Raw genomic sequence first — 15,840 nt, 5'->3', positions numbered from 1 at the left:
ATGAAAAAGTTTTTCAAGAAAGTCGGCGCGTTCGTGCGCCAGACCTGGGTCTGGACCTTGCTGCTGGTGCTGTTCGTCGCGCTGCTGGTCTGGTTTGTCGGGCCGCTGCTGGCCGTCGATGACTACAAGTTCTGGGAAGGTTCGACCTCCCGCCTGCTGACCATCAGTGTGCTGTTCCTGATCTGGGGCCTGACCATGGTCTTCGTCAGCTGGCGTGCCGGTGTGCGCAAGAAAGCGGTCGAAGAGACTGAGGATGGACAGGATCGTATCCGCCGTGAAGAGTTGATCGACGAAGAGCAGAAGGAGTTGAAGGAGCGTTTCAAGGACGCCCTGAAAACCCTGAAGACCTCGAGCCTCTATCGCGGCCGCAGCGAGCGCTGGCGCAGCGATTTGCCGTGGTACTTGCTGATCGGCCCGCAGGGCAGCGGCAAGACCAGCCTGCTGGACTTCTCGGGCCTTGAGTTTCCGATCAACAAGATCGACCGCAAACTGACCCGCGACACCCTCGGCACCCGTCATTGCGACTGGTACTTCGCCGACCACGGTGTGCTGATCGACACCGCCGGACGTTACCTGACCCAGGCGGATGCCGAAGTCGACGGCAGCGCCTGGAGCACTTTGCTCGACCTGCTGCGCAAGCGTCGTCGCAACCGTCCGTTGAACGGCGTGCTGGTGACCATTCCCGTGGAATTGCTGCTGGGCGCTAACGAGCAGGATCTGGAGACGCTGGCGCGTCAGGTGCGTGCGCGCCTGCAAGACGTGCATCAGAAACTGCACGTCGATGTGCCGATCTATCTGGTCCTCAGCAAGGCTGACCAGTTGCTCGGTTTCGACGAGTTCTTCGACCAGCTGACCCGCGAAGAAAGCGATCAGGTGCTCGGCACCAGCTTCCGCAAAGAGCAGAGCGGCACCGACGTCACCGTGCTGCGCGCCGAGTTCGAAGAGCTGCTGCGTCGCCTGAACAGCCAGGTGATCATGCGCATGCACCAGGAGCGCGACACCCAGCGCCGTGGCCGCATCCTCGATTTCCCGCATCAACTGGGGCAGATCGGCGAGCGCCTGTGCCTGTTCGTCGACATGGCGTTTACCGGCAACCGTTACCAGCGTGTCAGCCAGTTGCGCGGTTTCTACCTGACCAGCGCACCGCACCTGACCCAGGAAATGGACCAGACCACCGCCGGCATCGGCGCCAATCTGGGGATCAATTCCGGCGTATTGCCGACCCTGCGCAGCGGCCGTTCGCGGTTCATTCACCATTTGCTCAGCCGTGTGATTTTCCCTGAGGCCGATCTGGCCGGTCTGGACAAGCGTGAACGCAGCCGCATCCATTGGGGCCAGCGTGCGTTGTACGTCGGTGCGTTGGCGGCGTTGGGCCTGTTCGGCCTGCTGTGGGCGAGCGGTTTCTCGGCCAACTATGAGCGCCTGGAAAACCTGCGCAACCTGGCACAAACCTGGACGCAACAGCGCTCGGCCCTGACCGCACGTGATGATTCGATGGCGGTGCTGAAGACCCTCGACACCAGCTACGCAGCGACCCAGGTGTTTCCGAAAAAGGGCGACGTGGGTTACCACGAGCGTGGCGGTCTGTATCAGGGTGAGGACGTCAACCCGGTGGTCAAGGCGGCTTACGAGCGCGAGCTCGAAAAGCAATTGCTGCCGAAGGTCGCGACCCTGCTGGAAGGGCAGATCCGCGCCAACATGAAGGACCGCGAACGCCTGCTCAACAGCCTGCGCGCGTACCTGATGCTGAACATGAAAGACCGCCGCGATGCGGTGTGGCTCAAGGATTGGGTCGCGACTGACTGGTCCCTGCGTTACGCCGGCAACACGGCGGTGCAGAACGGTCTGAACACGCACTTCGAGCGCTTGCTCAAGCTTCCGTTTATCTACCCGCTGAACGATCAACTGGTGGCTCAGGCGCGTCAGGTATTGCGCAGCGAGTCGCTGGCCAACGTGGTTTACCGGATGCTGCGCGAGCAGGCCCGAGACCTGCCGGAATACCGTTTGAGCCAACACCTGGGCCCGCAAGGTGCGCTGTTTGTCGGCACCGATTACGTGATCCCGGGCTTCTACACCCAGCAGGGTTATCAGCAGTATTTCTCGGTGCAGGGCAGTGCGCTGGTCACCGATATCCTGCGTGACAACTGGGTGCTGGGCGAAGGTTCGGGCATCAGCGGCATGGACTTGCGTCGCCTGATGGTCGAACTGGAGCAGCTGTATTTCCGCGACTACGCCAACTTCTGGAGCGAAGCCGTGGGCCAGGTTGCACTGCCTCCGATCAGCGATTTCAGTGAGGGCGCCGAGCAACTGGCGGGCCTGACCTCGGCCAACTCGCCGGTGCTGCAACTGCTGGTGGAAGTGCGCGAGAACACCCGGTTCCCGGCAGAAGCCGAGGCGGTCGATCAAGCGGCTGATGCCGCTGCCGCACTGGGCGAGCAGAAAGGCAAGTTGGGCAAGCTGGGCAAACTGGCGTCTGCCGCCGCGGACAAAGCTTCGGACATGGCGGCGATCAAAAACCTGCCGGACACCGCGAAGAAATCCCTGCAACGCCGCTTCGAACCGCTGCACCGTTTGCTGGATGACAACAACGGCCCGGCCGCTGATTTGACCCCGGCGCTAACGGCGCTCAACGACCTGCAAATGCAACTGTCGAGCCTTGCGCGCGCCAGTGCGCCGGAGCAGGCCGCGTTCGAAATGGCCAAGACCCGCATGAGCGGCCAGCGTGATGCGCTGAGCAACCTGCGCAATGCCTCGAACCGTCTGCCGCGCCCGGTCAGCGTGTGGTTCAACGTGCTGGCCGAAGACACCTGGCGTCTGGTGCTCAACGATTCCTACCAGTACCTGAACCAGCGTTATCAAAGCGAGCTGTATAGCTTTTACGGCAAGGCGATCAACAAGCGCTACCCGTTCAGCGCCCACAGCACCAGCGACGTGGCGATCAGCGACTTCCGCGAGTTCTTCAAGGCGCAGGGCATTGCCGATCGCTTCTTTGATACCTACATGCGTCCGTTCGTGAGTGGCGATCCAGGCAACTACCGTCTGCGCAGCATTGACGGTCACAGCATGCCGATCTCCAAGGTCTACCTCGACCAGATGGCCGCGGCCCAAGTGATCCGCCAGAGCTTCTTCTCGATCAACCCGGCGGAACCGCAAGTGCAGTTCAAACTGGAGCCGTACACCCTCGACCCGGCCGTCAGCCGTTCCGAGTTCAAGTTCGGCGACAAGACCATCGAATACCGTCACGGCCCGATTGTGCCGGTGTCGTTCAAATGGCCGACCGATGCTGAAGACGGGCGCACCAGCCTGGTGATGGACAAGATGGCGGGCCGCCCGATCGGCATCGAGAAGAACTCCGGCCCGTGGTCGCTGTTCCGTCTGTTCGACCTGATGCAGACCGAGTACCTCAGCGGTCGTGACGTGCTGGTGCTGAAGGCGGACGTCGGTGGCCTGCGCGCCAACTACTTGCTGACCAGCCAGCGCACGCCGAACCCGTTCGACATGGGCGTGCTGCGCACCTTCCGTATGCCGGTGCAGCTCTGATGCTGGTTGCCAGTTCCTGGCGCAGCGCTGCGCGCACCGATGCCGGCAAGGTTCGGGCGCGCAACGAAGATGCTTTCCTTGACTGTCCGCAGCAGGGGCTGTGGGTGGTCGCGGACGGCATGGGCGGTCATCAGGGCGGCGACGTTGCCAGCCAGTTGATCGTCGCCAGCCTGGCGGAGTTGCCGGCGCAGGATGACTTCGACGAACGACTCAAAGGTATTCGCCAGTGCCTGCACTGGCTGAACCGCCGCTTGGGTCAGGAGTTGACCGTCACCGCCGGGCGCCACGACAGCATCATGGGCAGCACCGTCGTGGCGCTGCTGGTGGAAGGCAATCGCGCGGCCTGCATTTGGGCCGGCGACAGCCGTTGCTACCTGTGGCGCGGCCAGCGTTTGTATCAGCTGTCCAAGGACCATTCGCTGCAACAGCAACTCATCGACGAGCAACAGATGAGCGTCGAAGACGCCAGCGCGCATCCCGCCGCGCATGCCTTGACCCGTGCGGTCGGGGCGGCCGAGCAACTGACGCTGGACGTGCTCGAACTCGAGGTTTACCCCGGCGATGCGTTTCTGTTGTGCAGCGATGGTTTGTACAACGGGCTGAGCAGCGATGCCTTGGGTAGCGCCCTGAGCCTGACCGCGCCGCATGTCGCGCTTGAGCGTCTGTTTGACGGCGCGCTGCGTGGTTCGGCCCGGGACAACCTGACTGCCGTGGTGATCCGCCAATGACCCAACTCATGCCGCCGCTCGACGACCTGCTGATGAGCGAAGAGCAAGCCAATAACCTGACTTACTTTGCGTTTGCCAAGTCGCATCAAGCTGAGCCCGCGTTGGCGCCGACAAGGGCCAGTGTCGGTGAACTGCCAGACGTGCTGGCAGGGCGTTACCGCATCGAGCGTCTGCTCGGTGCCGGTGGCATGGGCGCGGTTTACCGTGCGCGGGACTTGCTGAGCGAACAGTTCGGCGATCCCGACCCTTACATCGCGCTGAAAATCCTCAGCGAAGAATTTGCCGAATCGCCGGACGCCAGCGCCTTGCTCTACAGCGAGTTCGCCCTGACCCGACGCCTGCGCCACAACAACGTGCTGCGCCCGCACACCTTTGAAGTGGACACCGATTGCCAGCGTGCCTTCATCACCATGGAACTCATGCGTGGGCTGACCCTGGACAAACTGCTCTGCGAACGGCCACTCGGCCTGCCGTGGAAAGAACTGCGCGACATCGCGCTGCCGCTGCTCGACGCACTGGCCTACGCCCACGCGCGCGGCGTGCTGCACGGCGACATGAAGCCAAGCAACGTGATGCTCAGCGAAGAAGGCGTGCGTCTGTTCGACTTCGGTCTGGGCCAGGCCGAGGAGGGCATCCTGCCCGGCCTGCCACACCTGAGCCGCGACCGCTTCAACGCCTGGACCCCAGGCTATGCCGCACCGGAACTGCTCGAAGGCCAGCCGATGTCCGCCAGCGCCGACGTCTACGGCGTGGCCTGCGTGCTTTACGAATTGGCGGGCGGCAAACACCCGTTCCGCCGCTTGCCCTCGACCCAGGCCCGTGACGAACACCTGGAACGCGAGCTGCACGCCCCGAAAAATCTACCGAAACACTGCTGGCCAGCCCTGCGAACGGCGCTGGCATTCGATGCGGCCGATCGAACGATCACCGCCGCACAACTGCGTGACGCCATGGGCGCCACTTTGTCTTTGCTGCAACGTCTGCGACTTCGGGCGTAACGGATGACTACCGAACAGGGAGCAAGCAATGTTCAACTCAGCTAACGAAACGCACTTCAGCCTGACTGTCGAAGACTACGTCGGCGACCTGCAAGTTCTGTCGTTCACCGGCACCGAAGGCATCAGCCAGCCGTATCGCTTCGACCTCGAACTGGTCAGCGAAAACCCCGATCTGGACCTGGAAAAACTCCTGCACAAACAGGCATTCCTAGCGTTCGATCCGCAGGGCAGCGGCATCCACGGCCAGATCTACCGCGTCGCCCAGGGCGATGCCGGCAAGCGCCTGACCCGCTACAAAGTCTCCCTGGTGCCGCACCTGCAATACCTGCATCACCGCACCAACCAGCGCATCTACCAGCAGATGTCCGCGCCAAAAATCATCGCGCTGATCCTCGAAGAGCACGGCATCAAGGGCAACGCCTACAACTTCCAGCTCAGCCAGCCATGCCCGGACCGCGACTACTGCGTGCAGTACGACGAAACCGACCTGCACTTCGTCCAGCGCCTGTGCGAAGAGGAAGGCATTCACTACCACTTCCAGCACAGCGCCAAAGCTCACCTGCTGGTGTTCGGTGACGACCAGACCGTGTTCCGGAAACTCGGCCAGCCAACCGCGTACGTGCAAGGCAGCGGCATGGTCGCCGACGAACCGGTGATCAAAGGCTTCAAACTGCGCCTGGAAACCCGCACCAGCCGCACCACCCGCCGCGACTACGACTTCGAAAAACCACGGCTGCAACTCGAAGCTGCCTACAAGCCTGATGTTCAGAGCGACGAACCAGACCTCGAAGACTACGACTACCCCGGCCGCTTCCTCGACCGCGCGCGCGGCAAATTCCTCAGCCAGCGCATCCTCGAACGCCACCGCGCCGACTACCAGCAAGCCGAAGGCCACGGTGATCAGACCCGCTTGATCAGCGGCCACTTCCTGGAAATGTCCGACCACCCACGCACCGAGTGGAACGACCTCTGGCTGCTCACCGAAATCGTCCACGAAGGCAAACAGCCGCAAGTCCTCGAAGAGTCCGTGACCAGCGACACCACCGACAACAAAGACGACTTCCACCAGGGCTACCGCAACCGCTTCCTCGCCACCCCATGGGCCGTGTTCTACCGCCCGGCACTGCAACACCCGAAACCGCGAGTACTCGGCAGCCAGACCGCCAAAGTCACCGGCCCCGCCGGCGAAGAAATCCACTGCGACCAATACGGCCGCATCAAAGTGCAATTCCACTGGGACCGCGAAGGCCAGGCCGACGACAAAACCAGCTGCTGGATGCGCGTCTCCTCAAGCTGGGCCGGCGACCGCTACGGCGCCATCGTCATCCCGCGCATCGGCATGGAAGTCCTCGTCACCTTCCTCGAAGGCGACCCCGACCAACCGTTGGTAACCGGTTGCCTGTACCACAAGGAAAACCAGGTTCCCTACGAACTGCCCGCCAACAAAACCCGCAGCGTCTTCAAAACCCTCAGCTCACCGGGTGGCGGCGGGTACAACGAACTGCGGATTGAGGACAAAAAAGGGGCGGAGCAGATCTTCATCCACGCCCAGCGGGATTGGGATGAAAACATCGAGCACGACCAGAAGATTCGCGTCGGCAATGAGCGGCACGACACAGTGGTGAAGAACACCTACACCGAGCTGAAGGCTGAAGAGCATCGCACCACGATTGCTGATCGCAAGGTTGAGACACGGGTGGATGATCACCTGACGGTTGGGCAGAACCAGCATGTGAAGTTGGGGACTGCGCAGCTGACTAGCGTTGGGAAAGAGATTCACCTGAAGGCTGGGGCGAAAATCGTCATCGAGGCCGGCTCGGAACTGACCATCAAGGGCGGTGGCAGCTTCATCAAACTGGATGCCGGTGGCGTGACCGTGGTCGGGCCGATTGTGAAGATCAATGCCGGCGGTTCGGCAGGCTCGGGGACCGGAATCGGCATCAAACCGCCGATACTGCCAGGCGCAGCGGACAAGGACATCGCCGGCGCCGTGCCGCCTCAGGCTCTCGGCAACGCACCGATGGCGCCGCCCCCGGTTTGCAAGGAATGCCTGGCCCGGGCCAAACGTAACGCCCAGGCCCTGGCCGCACGATAAAGGACGACTTCATGTACACAAGCAACGTGCACTGGCTGGATGAGTTATGGGTCAACGCCCTGCAACTGAAACAGTCGCACCTCGACCTGTTGATCGACGCAACCAGTCTCGACTACCCGCTGCTGCAAGAACTGGCGGAGCAGCCCGACGGGCCAAAACTGGCCAAGCTGTTTGAAAACACCCCGGAAGTCGCCATTGCCGATTTCGGCCCGCTGCTGCTGCGCGTCGACACGGCCCAACGCGCCTGGCTGAAAACCTTCATCAGCGCCGTCGACTGCAACAAACACGTCGTCGCCCTGTTCAGCCCTTGGGCGTTCGATGCGCTGGCCGAACACCTGCGCGGCTACACCCAGGCAAAATGGAACCAGGGCCGCTCCGAAGGCGTGCTGCGCTACTACGACCCGCGCATGCTGCTGCCCGTCGCCGAAACCCTGACCCCGGTACAAAGCAACGCCTTCCACGCCGCCGTCATCTCCTGGCACTGGCTCGACCGCGACCAACACCCACAAAGCCTGCCCGGCAACTACGTCCGCCACGCCCCCACACCGGCCAACGGCCCTGTCATGTTCGACCACCCACAAGTCGCCAACCTGCTCGCCTGGACCGAAGCCGACGCCTACCGCATCGACCGCTGCGCCGTGCCGCAAAACTACGGCTTGAGCCGTAATGAGGGGCTTATTCGCCATTTGTATCGCAGCCAGATCGCGGCAAATCAGAAGGGGTTGAAGGAACCGGAAGAGCGGGAACCGTTTATTGAACAGTGGTTGGTGGAGAATTCGCCGTTTGTGATTGATGAGCCGCCGAAGGCGTTGATTTGATGAGTGGGGGTGCTTGTGGGCCGGTTGAGGTTGCGGGGGCGGCGATGTCTTCGTGGTGGGTTCGTGGGTGGGTTTTGATGGGGTTGGTGGTGTTGAGTGGGTGTCGTAGTGGGCCTGAAATGGTCGGTGCTCCCGTTAAGGGCTTTAACCATACCTCCGCAGAAATAATGGGATTCACGATCAATGGTGCTGGCGGTCCGCGAATCCCACCCAATCAGGGCGGAGGAAATGAAATGTGCTGCAGCACACTTCCTTTGCAATGGCGTCCGGGCCTTAGAGCGACTATCGAATGGGACAAAGATCCAAATCCATACGAATCGGTCGAGCGTGACCAGTACGGACAAATTACAAAAGAGATAGTTGTTCGTCATTCTGCTGGTTACTCTCACCATAAAGCGACGGTCGAAATTCCTAAGTACGCTAAAGAACTTTGTGCTTTGCAGGTTCATTTTTTGCCGTGCGATCAGGTAAGGGTTTCTACTACCTGCTTTCCTCCGGGTCACACGAACTATCCAGATAAAGCGTATTTTCAAGTTAAGGAGTCGATGATATGTCCGGCTCTTTGAGCGAAGCTATACCTGTGGCAGGAAATAGAAACTTTGTCGGGCAATCAAATAGATGTATTTGCAGGAAGCAATACGCCCGGTTCTTCGGGTGTTTGATTAACTGCCTGAAGAACATGGAGGAGTCGAAGGTATGTCGATATTGAATGATGTAGTTAAAGGCATATGCTGGTGTGCGGCTGTTATGCAAGACGTTTTTTTGCGCAAATTTTGCTTGGAGCTAAGAAAGATCAGTTTCAATATGATGGCGCGGTCATTAGCTCTTGTATTCAGCATGTTCGGTGTAAGCGCTTGCAATGCTGGACCTGAAATGGTGTCTGCACCGGTTACTGGTTATAACCACACCTCCGCGGAAATTATACGGTTTAGTATTAATGGAGCGGGTGGCCCCGGATTCCACCAAATGCTGGTGGAGGAGCTGAAGTTTGCTGTGGCGCACTCCCTCTTCAGTGGAATCCGGGAGTTAGAGCAATCATTGAATGGGACAAAGACCCCAATCCATACGGGCCCATTAAGCGTGACCAAAACGGACAAATTCTAAAAGAGGCATTGGTTCGTCACTCCGCTGATTACTCTCACCATACAGCGATGGTTGAGGTTCCGAAGTATACTGAGCAACTTTGCGCGCTACAGGTTCACTTTCTACCGTGCGATCAAGTAAAAGTTTCTACAACTTGCTTTACCCCCGGGCATCCGGATTATCCCGATAAAGCCTATTTTCAAGTTAAGGGGTCGAAGATATGTCCGGTTCTTTGAGCGAAGCTATACCTATGGCGGAAAATAGAAACTTTGTCGTGCAATCAAATAGATGTATTTGCAGGAAGCAATACGCCCGGTTCTTCGGGTGTTTGATTAACTGCCATGATGAACATGGAGGAGTCGAAGGTATGTCAAAGCTTATAAGCAAAGGTAACAACTCGCGTGATGACAAATTTTTGTCATCTGCCAAATTTCTGCGGGGGCTGCACGTACCCGTGAGAATGATGCCCTTTATTAGTAATATTAAGTCACGTTGCATGCGTTTGGCATTGTTGTTGGTCGGCACATTTACTATTGTTGCCTGCCAAGCAGAATCAAAAATGCTTTCTACATCGGTAACCGGTTATAACCATACTTCCGCCGCTATTAATAGATTTACCGTCAACGGTGCTGGAGGACCTAACATAGGCCCGCATCAAGGTGGAGGTAGCGAAGTTTGTTGTGGGGTTGTGCCAAGAGTATGGACCCCAGGTTTGAGGGCTATTGTTGAATGGGAGAAAGACCCTAATGCAAGACCTTCTGCCAAATGGCCGCCACTTGGTACGGATGCGTACCGTGCAGAATATAAAAAACATGCGGCGCAATATACCCAGCATTCAGTAACTGTCGAAATTCCAAAATACGATACGGCGGGTTCTTTGAAGGTGCATTTTTTACCGTGCGATCAGGTTCGTGTCTCGGCAGACAATATTAAACGTGGCGATCCGGCTTATCCCTTTAACTTCCCAATGAATATGGAGGAGCCTAAGGTATGTCCAAACAAATAAGCGCGGAAATTAAAAAACAAGCTGCATCTGTGTCGGTACCGCCAGCGTTTCCAGCACAAGGGCGTCTGCCAAAAGACCCGAATCAACTTTCAGAGAATATTCGTAAACAGAAGGCTGATGAAACACGATTTACTAACCAGCAGCGAAAACTATTACAGTCTAAAGGTGATGTTCAAAGTGGGCCGTCATGCAGTAAGACGTTACATATAACTATTGCGTTCGACGGAACCAATAATAATGATCTCGCTGATAGCTCCTCGAGTCCTTCATCATGCAGTAATATTGCTCGTATCTTCCACGCAAGTTTAGGGTCGGACCCAACAATACAAACAGGATACTTTCGTTATTACAGTCCGGGAGTCGGGACAACATTTCCAGAGATCAATGAAGTCGTTCCAGACTCATTTGGGCTAATAGGTGCAAATGGTGGTGAAAACCGAATTAATTGGGGGCTGACTCGTTTGATTTCAGCACTAAAGGATTCGGTACCGGGCCAAACGCCATTCTCGCCTGACGAAACAAAAAGTCTGGTAGAGGGAATGGCTACTTCTTGGCTAGGCACCGTCATGACGGCAGGTCTAATGGAGAATGGTGAGAAAAAGCGTGAAGCAGTTATGCGTCCGCATATCCAGGATCTGGAAAAAGCGCTCAAGAAACTCGATGAGGGAGACCATAAGCCTCGAATCTTAGCGATGCGTCTATATGTGTATGGATTTTCCCGTGGTGCGGCTCAAGCGCGAACCTTCGCTAACTGGCTTCAGACATTGACGCGCTGCTCAGGGGAGAGTGGGGTCGTGGAATACCTCTTTGCGGGTTTGCCGCTGTCCATAGAGTTTCTTGGACTCTGCGACACCGTGGCGGCGGTTGGTCTTGCTGACAGTGCGCCATTCGCTGCTGGGCATATGGGGTGGGCTGACGGCACTATGCGGTTGCCTGAAGATGCGATTATCGAGAGTCAAGACACAACAGTTCCCGAGGACCGTCACTTCCTAAAGCGCTGCGTACATTTAGTTTCGGCTCATGAGCAACGTGCTAGTTTTCCTCTGGATTCTATTCGCCGGAGGTCAAAAACGGCTGACGGCCAGCGAAATACTGAGGCTCCCTCTAGTTACCGGGATAATACTGTCGAGTACTTTTATCCAGGTGTGCACTCCGACGTAGGAGGAGGTTACTCACCGAAAGACCAAGGCAAAGCGATTTCTGGTACAGACGATTTGCTATCTCAAATTCCGTTACACCATCTCTATGCTGAAGCATTCAAGGCCGGTGCTCCGCTGCAAGTTCCACAGAATATTCTTCTTCCAGATCACGAAGCGTGGCGTGCCATGGACCCTAAGGTCCAAGACGAGTTCGACTTTAACGCTACCCTGGTTCGCCGCTTCAACGCTTGGCAGGCTCAAGCCAAAGGCGGCACTTTGGAAGAGGTGATGAAACAAGAGCATGCGCTAATTACCGCATGGAGAATCGACCGTTACGCCGGTGGCGTAGAAAAACAGCCATTCTTTCAAAACTCTCTTGCGGATATGCCCAAAGCAAAAATCGATGCTTGGGAAGCTATTCAGAAGCGCAGAGATGCCAAAACCTCTGCTGCTGCTGAGGGCAAGCCCGAGCCGACTTACACCGAGGCAGAGGAGAAGGAAAACCAACTGAACATACAAATTGTCGGTGGCCAGGAAAAAGTCGACAAAATGCGTTGGGAGAAAAAATTTGAGCCTCCTCTAGACCACCGCCAGCTAAGTGGGGCAGCAGCGGAGTTTAGGCATGACTACTTGAGAGAGTGGGGCATGGTGGATGACTCATTCACCGCTGGTGGTGTGGTAGATATGCTACTGGGCGGTACAGTGTTCCTGATAAATGAGGAAGACGAAGCGGAGGAGTATGCCTACCTGCATGCTGAAGGCACAAAGCTGCACGAAAAAATGTTTATTGCAGCCAATAAACCTAGGCCGGGGCAAGAAGACCTAGTGGCGTTGTTTGACAATCAGATTCACGACTCCCGAGCGTGGTTCATGAACCACTCCGCTATTGGACCGCGTGAGCCCTTTACGGACTATTTCCGTATCCGTTTGATTCATTTCGATAACGAGTCGAATAAGCAGCTATCGCTCTTAGCCAGTGCCGGGCGGGTTATCGGACTTGGTATTGCATTGGCTAGTGTCGGCCTGAGTATCAAGAGGAAGGATCCTCGTATGTTGCTAGGTCTGTTTTTACCATCCTTGGCTCGTCCTGTCCTGAGCGGAAAAGTGGGGCTGCCGGAAATCAGTGCTTTCGACCCACTTACAGGCATTGCGCTTCCAGTGGCAAGCAATCTGGATGCTCTACGAGTGTTCACTAAAGAACCGGGAGACCTGGTGGCCAAAGCCGCAGCCTTGCCACCGCTGAAACCATTGACTGAAGCAAACGCGAACACCCCGGCGCTGCAGAAAATTCTGGTAGCCCATCAGGCGCTTGAAGCAGTCGAAGCTGCTCGCAAGAAGGACGTGGGTGCATTGGCCGGTATGTTGGCGAATGCGGCGAACGATGAGGACAAGCCCGGTGGCTGGCTCGACTTGGTGGCTGATCAGGCCAGTAACTTGAAGTCGTCTGAAAAGAACGTGTAACTGCACAACGATAAAGGGCGACTCTGGATGAGCCGCCCTTTTTGCGTGGCGCCCAGTTACCCTGACAAAGTCTGTTTTGAAGCGAAGGAACCAAAGGTCTGCCCGGGTTCCTGAGCCAGAAAAGAACACGGCCCCGATTGCTGGCAACATCAATCGGGGCCGTTTTTGTTTGCTTGGTTAGCCAGTTCCGTCTTACGCCTTGGCGCGATGCTCTTCCGAGGGCGGCGAATCAATGTGGTCCAGCGCTCGTTCCACCAACAGATGCACGCCGTCCGCCATTCTGCTGAGTGCCAGGGCGACTGAGCGGCGGGAGCCTTCTACACCGTCGGCCAGGTCGGCGGCGATGGCGCTGATGGACAGCAGGTCTTCGGAGGCATTGGCCAGGAGGGTTTCGGTGTGGAGGTCGGGAGCGACGATAAAGAGCGCACCCTTGCGGGTTTTCGATTGTTTATCCGGTGCTGTGCCGAAGTGATGGTCGAGGGCGCGCTCGGCGGCTTCGTGGAGTTTTTTGGAATCGAAGGATTCGTAGGGGGATGTGGCTTCGTGTTCTGGGGGATTCGGAGTTGGCTTAATCATTGATGTAGCTCCTGGAATTAAGAGACCGACACCGTTTCGCTTTGCACTTCGAAAGAGGTGGCAGCTGTGCGTTGGTGTGCAAGACCGATCCAGGAACCGGCAGACCCGAAGGTCTCCGACGCACAGCCGCCATAACGACCCGCGAGCATAGGAAAACGCTCGACGAATAGCCATAAGCAATTGCACACCTGGGTTCGGACTTGCACGTCCGTATCACCGATTTTGCGGCGACGGACAAAGCCTATCGATGAAGCTCGATGCTGCCTAGTTCATGAACAACGCCATACATTGAAGGAAATATCCGATAGCCCCGAGCGTAGAAAGACCAAAAAACCTCAGCTTTTAAACAACAGCCTTTCGTCAATGACTTGGTAGTCATCAGCGTCAAAAACCACGGCATCTTCTTCTAACACTGCACAATAGTGGCGTTCTCGCTCGAAGCCGCTACACTGCGCCGGCCGTTCATTTTCCTTTTGAGGCTGTGCGCATGAAATTTCGTTTTCTTCTGTGGATGCTGGGTTTGTTGATGGGTAAGGCCAGTCGGACTAATCCTGCGTTTCAGCAGCAGTTGGGTGACAAGGAGTTGGTGTTTCAGCTACAGACACTGGACGGGAAAGTGGCGCGGCATTTCTTTGTGAAGGACCAGCGCATTACCAGTAAGTCGGGCGTGTATGCCGAGCCGGCGTTTGCGATTGCGTTTAAAGATGCGGCGTATGGCTTTGCCACGATGCAGGCGAAGAACAAGCAGTTGGCGTTTATGACGGGGATTCAGGACAAGTCGATTCAGATCAAGGGCAACCCGGCGTTGGTGATCTGGTTTCAGGGGTTGACCAAGTATTTGAAGCCGCGGAAGGCGAAGGCTGCCGCTAAGGTTTGAGGTGGTCAAGTAGACCGAGGTGGATTTTTCGCGGGCAAGCCTCGCTCCTACAGGAATCACGAAACCCTGTAGGAGCGAGGCTTGCCCGCGAAGCTTTTAGGCCTGGGTGAATTGCGAGGCGAGTTCGCGCAGCAGGACTTCGGCTTCGAGGACTTTGCTGACGACGTCGTTGGCTTTGTCGCGAGTCAAACCGACGCGCTCCAGCAGGGCGTCGGGGATGTCTTCATCCGGGCCGGAGCCGATGCCGCGGCTACGCAGCAGGCGCACGGACAGGCACACGAGGTTCGGGTACTCGGCGTAGGCGCCGTCGTAGCTTGGGTCGTGCTGGAAGCGCAGCGCGGTGGCCAGTTCGTCGGGCATGTCCCAATAGCGCATCAGCCATGAGCCGATCTGTTCGCGGCTGATGCCGAGCAGGTGTTGCTCGACGTAGCTGTGGCACAGGTGCGGGTTGACCTCCAGGTGGCGGCAGATCAGCGAGAAGTGCGGCGGGAACACGTGGGCCAGCAGCAGGTAGCCGAAGTTGTGCAGCAGGCCGGCGAGGTAGGTCAGGCCGGCTTCCGGGCGCTGGGCGCGCGGCATGGCGCGGGTCAGGCCTTCGATGACGGCGGCGGTGTAGATCGATTGCTGCCAGTACGGCGTGGTGTGTTGCGGGTGGTCTTTGGGCAGGCTGAGGGTTTTGCCCAGGGCCAGGCCCAGCGCCAGGTTGATCACCAGATCGAAACCCAGCACGCGGACGATGGCGTCTTCAACGGAGCGAATCTTGCCCGGCGAGGCGTAGTACGGCGACGCCGCCCAGCTCACGACTTGTGCGGCCAGGGCCGGGTCGGTTTCGACCACGCCGGTGATGTCGTCGATGGTGGCGTTGGGGTCGACGCGCAGTTTGATGATTTTCTGCGCGGTCTCGGCCAGTGGCGGAATTTCGATGGTGGCTTCCAGGCGTTGCTGGATGCGTCTCGCGGTGAACGCCTGGACGGCCTGGGTGATTTCCTCGCGGTCATCGTCGGGGCGGTCGAGGTTCGGGCGGATGCTGCTCACGTTCTCGCCGAAGTTGGCGGCGCTGGCCTTGGTCAGCATGGTCTTGAAGGCTTCGCTGGTGATTTCCAGCAGCACGCCCGGCTCGCCCGAGTTGATCAGCAACTTCGGTTCGCGCAGCAGGCTTTCTTCGTACAGGCAGGGCGAGCTGGTCAGCGCCGGCAGGCCGGGCAGCAGGCTCAGGTTGTGTTTGCCGAGCATCTTTTCCAGGCGCTCGGTCGACACGGCGGCGAGGCGGCGGCCGGTCAGTTCGGCGAGGCGGTTGAGGTCGAGCAACTGGCTTTGCGGGAACAGCACCATCAGCGCGCCCACGGCGTCGTCGAGCAGCACCGCTTGCACTTTGCGCGAGGCGTTCAGGCCGTGGTGGTCGAGGACTTCTTCGTAGGCGATGCCCAGTTTGGCGAGCAGCAGCCGAATAACAGACGGAGCGTGCGGGGTTTCGGGGACGAGGGCAGCTTCAGTCATGGTCTGTATCCGTATTCAAACA

Annotated in this window: 12 protein-coding genes; 10 read left to right on the top strand and 2 right to left on the bottom strand. The window is 58.0% G+C overall.

All coding sequences use genetic code 11. From position 1 onward, the window contains the following. The 9 genes from tssM to K5R88_RS20445 all read left to right on the top strand — a co-directional run bounded on the left by tssM (position 1) and on the right by K5R88_RS20445 (position 12,868). Positions 1-3,540, top strand: a complete 3,540-nt coding sequence (gene tssM / locus K5R88_RS20485) for a type VI secretion system membrane subunit TssM (RefSeq protein ID WP_008038087.1) — start codon at positions 1-3, stop codon at positions 3,538-3,540. Next, positions 3,540-4,268 carry a PP2C family protein-serine/threonine phosphatase gene (locus K5R88_RS20480; RefSeq protein WP_008030650.1) on the top strand — a complete coding sequence of 243 codons (729 nt, stop codon included), beginning with the start codon at positions 3,540-3,542 and terminating at the stop codon, positions 4,266-4,268. Before tssM ends, K5R88_RS20480 begins: the two co-directional genes overlap by 1 nt. Then, complete coding sequence (locus K5R88_RS20475) at positions 4,265-5,266, top strand: serine/threonine-protein kinase (RefSeq protein ID WP_226298268.1); 1,002 nt, start codon at positions 4,265-4,267, stop codon at positions 5,264-5,266. Before K5R88_RS20480 ends, K5R88_RS20475 begins: the two co-directional genes overlap by 4 nt. A 28-nt stretch (positions 5,267-5,294) precedes the next feature. After that, on the top strand, positions 5,295-7,361 hold the full coding sequence (gene tssI, locus K5R88_RS20470) for a type VI secretion system Vgr family protein (RefSeq protein WP_226298267.1): 2,067 nt from the start codon (positions 5,295-5,297) through the stop codon (positions 7,359-7,361). An 11-nt stretch (positions 7,362-7,372) separates the two neighbouring features. After that, positions 7,373-8,179 carry a DUF4123 domain-containing protein gene (locus K5R88_RS20465; protein WP_226298266.1) on the top strand — a complete coding sequence of 269 codons (807 nt, stop codon included), beginning with the start codon at positions 7,373-7,375 and terminating at the stop codon, positions 8,177-8,179. Further along, the gene (locus K5R88_RS20460) at positions 8,179-8,745 is read left to right on the top strand and encodes a DUF3304 domain-containing protein (RefSeq protein ID WP_226298265.1); all 567 of its coding nucleotides are present in this window, start codon (positions 8,179-8,181) and stop codon (positions 8,743-8,745) included. The genes K5R88_RS20465 and K5R88_RS20460 overlap by 1 nt, the downstream gene beginning before the upstream one ends. A 390-nt stretch (positions 8,746-9,135) precedes the next feature. Continuing rightward, positions 9,136-9,498, top strand: coding sequence for a DUF3304 domain-containing protein (locus tag K5R88_RS20455; protein WP_226300274.1), 363 nt, complete (start codon positions 9,136-9,138; stop codon positions 9,496-9,498). Further along, on the top strand, positions 9,483-10,268 hold the full coding sequence (locus K5R88_RS20450; RefSeq protein WP_226298264.1) for a DUF3304 domain-containing protein: 786 nt from the start codon (positions 9,483-9,485) through the stop codon (positions 10,266-10,268). The genes K5R88_RS20455 and K5R88_RS20450 overlap by 16 nt, the downstream gene beginning before the upstream one ends. Continuing rightward, positions 10,253-12,868 carry a T6SS phospholipase effector Tle1-like catalytic domain-containing protein gene (locus K5R88_RS20445; RefSeq protein ID WP_226298263.1) on the top strand — a complete coding sequence of 872 codons (2,616 nt, stop codon included), beginning with the start codon at positions 10,253-10,255 and terminating at the stop codon, positions 12,866-12,868. Before K5R88_RS20450 ends, K5R88_RS20445 begins: the two co-directional genes overlap by 16 nt. A 192-nt stretch (positions 12,869-13,060) precedes the next feature. Here K5R88_RS20445 and K5R88_RS20440 read toward each other — a convergent pair whose 3' ends face one another. Further along, the gene (locus tag K5R88_RS20440) at positions 13,061-13,444 is read right to left on the bottom strand and encodes a DUF6124 family protein (RefSeq protein ID WP_226298262.1); all 384 of its coding nucleotides are present in this window, start codon (positions 13,442-13,444) and stop codon (positions 13,061-13,063) included. A gap of 487 nt (positions 13,445-13,931) precedes the next feature. On the opposite strand from K5R88_RS20440, the gene K5R88_RS20435 reads away from it, so the two are divergent. Continuing rightward, positions 13,932-14,321, top strand: a complete 390-nt coding sequence (locus K5R88_RS20435; RefSeq protein WP_008038063.1) for a hypothetical protein — start codon at positions 13,932-13,934, stop codon at positions 14,319-14,321. Positions 14,322-14,417: 96 nt separating this feature from the next. Here K5R88_RS20435 and K5R88_RS20430 read toward each other — a convergent pair whose 3' ends face one another. Beyond that, the gene (locus K5R88_RS20430; protein ID WP_008030618.1) at positions 14,418-15,818 is read right to left on the bottom strand and encodes an aminoacyl-tRNA deacylase and HDOD domain-containing protein; all 1,401 of its coding nucleotides are present in this window, start codon (positions 15,816-15,818) and stop codon (positions 14,418-14,420) included. Positions 15,819-15,840: the final 22 nt, after the last annotated feature.

Origin of the sequence: Pseudomonas sp. MM213, assembly GCF_020423045.1 — a bacterium.
Classification (GTDB): domain Bacteria; phylum Pseudomonadota; class Gammaproteobacteria; order Pseudomonadales; family Pseudomonadaceae; genus Aquipseudomonas; species Aquipseudomonas migulae.
Note: the sequence above shows the minus strand (reverse complement) of the source record. Positions and strands in the feature narration are given on the sequence as shown.

Bases quoted from the DNA above. Each gene is read 5' to 3' on its own strand.
- tssM (WP_008038087.1), top strand. From the start codon at position 1: ATGAAAAAGTTTTTCAAGAAAGTCGGCGCGTTCGTGCGCCAGACCTGG.
- K5R88_RS20480 (WP_008030650.1), top strand. From the start codon at position 3,540: ATGCTGGTTGCCAGTTCCTGGCGCAGCGCTGCGCGCACCGATGCCGGC.
- K5R88_RS20475 (WP_226298268.1), top strand. From the start codon at position 4,265: ATGACCCAACTCATGCCGCCGCTCGACGACCTGCTGATGAGCGAAGAG.
- tssI (WP_226298267.1), top strand. From the start codon at position 5,295: ATGTTCAACTCAGCTAACGAAACGCACTTCAGCCTGACTGTCGAAGAC.
- K5R88_RS20465 (WP_226298266.1), top strand. From the start codon at position 7,373: ATGTACACAAGCAACGTGCACTGGCTGGATGAGTTATGGGTCAACGCC.
- K5R88_RS20460 (WP_226298265.1), top strand. From the start codon at position 8,179: ATGAGTGGGGGTGCTTGTGGGCCGGTTGAGGTTGCGGGGGCGGCGATG.
- K5R88_RS20450 (WP_226298264.1), top strand. From the start codon at position 9,483: ATGTCCGGTTCTTTGAGCGAAGCTATACCTATGGCGGAAAATAGAAAC.
- K5R88_RS20445 (WP_226298263.1), top strand. From the start codon at position 10,253: ATGTCCAAACAAATAAGCGCGGAAATTAAAAAACAAGCTGCATCTGTG.
- K5R88_RS20440 (WP_226298262.1), bottom strand. From the start codon at position 13,444: ATGATTAAGCCAACTCCGAATCCCCCAGAACACGAAGCCACATCCCCC.
- K5R88_RS20435 (WP_008038063.1), top strand. From the start codon at position 13,932: ATGAAATTTCGTTTTCTTCTGTGGATGCTGGGTTTGTTGATGGGTAAG.
- K5R88_RS20430 (WP_008030618.1), bottom strand. From the start codon at position 15,818: ATGACTGAAGCTGCCCTCGTCCCCGAAACCCCGCACGCTCCGTCTGTT.